Origin of the sequence: Streptomyces sp. BR123, from assembly GCF_013401435.1 — a bacterium.
Classification (GTDB): domain Bacteria; phylum Actinomycetota; class Actinomycetes; order Streptomycetales; family Streptomycetaceae; genus Streptomyces.
In genome coordinates this window covers 1-2,999 of the sequence record NZ_JACBGN010000498.1, presented here as the reverse complement: position 1 = coordinate 2,999, position 2,999 = coordinate 1, and the positions used below count along the sequence as shown (strand labels likewise).

3 protein-coding genes are annotated in these 2,999 nt (G+C 72.0%); all 3 read right to left on the bottom strand.

Features of this window, described 5'->3' with window-relative positions:
- Positions 1–968, bottom strand: a 968-nt coding sequence (locus tag HYE82_RS35550) for a glycoside hydrolase family 1 protein (protein ID WP_179178357.1), incomplete at its 3' end; no start/stop codon positions are given.
- Positions 969–1,088: 120 nt separating this feature from the next.
- Entirely contained in the window at positions 1,089–1,991 is a 903-nt protein-coding gene (locus HYE82_RS35545; RefSeq protein ID WP_179178356.1) for a carbohydrate ABC transporter permease, read from the bottom strand.
- The gene (locus HYE82_RS35540) at positions 1,988–2,845 is read right to left on the bottom strand and encodes a sugar ABC transporter permease (protein WP_309144562.1); all 858 of its coding nucleotides are present in this window, start codon (positions 2,843–2,845) and stop codon (positions 1,988–1,990) included. The genes HYE82_RS35545 and HYE82_RS35540 overlap by 4 nt, the downstream gene beginning before the upstream one ends.
- Between the last annotated feature and the right edge of the window lie 154 nt (positions 2,846–2,999).

Sequence of the window (2,999 nt, the reverse complement as noted above, 5' to 3'; positions counted from 1 at the left end):
GAAGGGGACGGGGACGGGGTGGTGCCGGCCGCGACCGTGGCGGGGGAGTAGTAGTTGATGCCGAGGAAGTCGATCGGCGCGGCCGCCGTCCGCAGATCCCCGTCCATGACGAAGGACCAGTCGGTGACGGACGCGGTGTCGCCGACGAGGTCCTCCGGGAGGCACCCGTGGAAGACCGGGTCGAGGAAGATCCGGTTGCCGACCGCATCGATCCGGCGGGCCGCGTCCAGGTCCTCCGGGGTGTCCGTGTGGGCGCGCACCGCGTGGAGGTTGAGGGTGAGCGACACCTCCGCCGCCTCGGGTACGGCGCCGCGCAGCGCCCGGACGGCGAGGCCGTGGGCCAGGTTGAGGTGGTGGGCTGCGCGCAGCGAGTCGACGGCACTGGTGCGCCCGGGGGCGTGCACCCCGCTGCCGTAGCCGAGGAAGGCCGCGCACCAGGGCTCGTTGAGGGTCGTCCAGGTCGCCACGCGGTCGCCGAGCCCCTCCGCTGCCAGGCCCGCGTACTCGGCGAACCGGTACGCCGTGTCCCTGTCCGGCCAGCCGCCGGCGTCCTCCAGTTCCTGGGGGAGGTCCCAGTGGTAGAGGGTGGCCACGGGCCGGATGCCGGCCTCGCGCAGCCCGTCGGTCAGGCGCCGGTAGAAGTCCAGGCCCTTCTGGTCGGCGGGTCCCCGGCCGGTCGGCTGGACGCGGGGCCAGGCGATGGAGAAGCGGTAGTCGGTGACGCCGAGCCGCCGCATGAGCGCGATGTCCTCGCTCACGCGGTGGTAGTGGTCGGCGGCGATGTCGCCGGTGTCGCCGTTGCGTACCTTGCCCGCCGTGTGGCTGAAGGTGTCCCAGATGGACGGGGTGCGGCCGTCCTCGCCCGCGGCTCCCTCGATCTGGTAGGCGGCGGTGGCGGTGCCCCAGCGGAAGTGCTCGGGGAACCGGAGCGTCGCCCCGGTGCGGGGGCGGGCGTCGGGCGCGGTCATGAGGATGGGTCTCCCGGAGGTGAGGGGGCTCGTGCGTGCTGCGCGCGTGAGAGGTGAGGGGGTTCGTGCGCGCGTGAGAGGTGAGGGGGCTTCTGCGCGGAGTCTGCGCGGAGGCGGCAGTCAGCCTTTGACCGCGCCCTGCATGATGCCGCCGACGATCTGCCGGCCGAGCAGGCCGAAGACCAGCAGTACCGGCAGGGTGCCGAGGAGGGTGCCGGCCATGATGACGGACTGGTCGTTGACGTAGCCGCCGCCGAGCTGGCGCAGGGCGACCTGGACGGTCGGCTCGGAGGAGGACAGGGCGACGACGGGCCAGAAGAAGTCGTTCCAGGCGGCCATGAAGGTCAGCAGGCCGAGCACGGCCATGCCCGGCCGCGCGACGGGGACGACGATCCACCAGAAGATGCGGGCGGTGGAGGCGCCGTCGACCCGGGCCGCTTCGATGAGTTCGTCCGGCAGCGACTGGGCGAGGTACTGCCGCATGAAGAACACGCCGAAGGCGGAGACGAGCCCCGGAAGGACGACGGCCTGGAGCTGGTTGACCCACTGGAGCTCGGCGATCAGCATGAAGAGCGGGATGACGCCCAGCTGCGGGGGGATCATCATGGTGCCGACCGTGACCGCGAGCAGGGCGCCGCGGCCGCGGAAGCGCAGTTTGGCGAAGGCGAACCCGGCGAGGGTGGAGCACAGGACCGTGCCGAGGGTGATCGACCCGGACACGATGAGGGAGTTGAGCAGCGCCCGGCCGATGTCGGCCTCCTCCACCACCGCCTCGAAGTTCCGCATCAGGTTCGGGCCGGGCAGCAGCGTCGGCGGCACCCGGGCCAGGTCGGCGTTGGAGCGGCTGGCCGCGACGATCGTCCAGTAGAACGGGAACGCCGAGACGAGCACGGCGAGGACGAGTGTCGCGTGGGCGAGCCTTCCGCCCCGCATCGTGCGCCCGGCGCGGGAGCGGCGGCGTCCGCCCCGGGCGCGTCGCCCGGGGGTCCGGTGCCCGGCCGGCGGATCGGCGAGGACGGTCATCGGTCTGCCTCCTTGCGGGCGCGGCGGTGCACGATCACGGCGTTGACGCCGACGACCAGCAGGATCAGCAGGAACATCAGCCAGGCGACGGCGGCCGCCCGGCCCAGGTGGAAGAAGCCCCAGCCCTGCTCGTACATGTAGAGGCCCAGCGTCTGGTACTGGTGGGAGATGCCGCCGGACACGGACCCCTCGAACAGGAGCGGCTCGCCGAAGAGCTGGGTCGCGCCGATGGTGGAGACGACGACCGTGAAGACGATCGTCGGCCGCAGCCCTGGCAGCGTGACGTGGAAGAACTGCCGCAGCCGTGATGCCCCGTCCATCTCGGCCGCCTCGTAGAGCTCATGCGGGATGGACTGCATGCCGGCCAGGTAGATCAGCGCGTTGTACCCGGTCCAGCGCCAGACGACGATGGAGGAGACGGCGGCCTGGGAGGCCACCGTGCCGGTCTGCCAGTCGACGGGGTCGATGCCGACGAGCCCGAGCGCGTGGTTGACCAGTCCGAAGTCGCGGCCGTAGAGCTGGGCGAAGACGAGCGTCGCGGCGGCGACCGAGGTCGCGTACGGAAGCAGCATCACCGTCCGGAAGAACGTCCGACCGCGCAGCTCGTGGTTGAGCAGGTGCGCGAGGCCGAGCGCCATCACCAGCTGGGGGACCGTGGAGAGCACCCCGATGGTGAAGGTGTTGCGCAGCGAGGTCCAGAAGAACTCGTCACCGAGGAGCGCGGCGTAGTTGCCGAGCCCCCGCCACTGCATGTCGCCGGGGGTCTGCAGCTCCACCCGGTACAGCGACACGAACGCCGTGTAGAGCAGGGGGAAGAGCCCGAAGGCGGCGAACAGGCCGAAGAAGGGTGCGATGTAGGCGTACGGGGAGACCTTGCGCCACGCACGCCGGACGGGGGACGGCCGGGGCGGTGGCGGCGCGGGCGGCGACGCAGGCCGTACGGGTGCTGCCGGGGTCACGATGCGGCCCTTCGGGAAGAGTGGGTGCCTGGGTGGGGCGGGGCGGAGG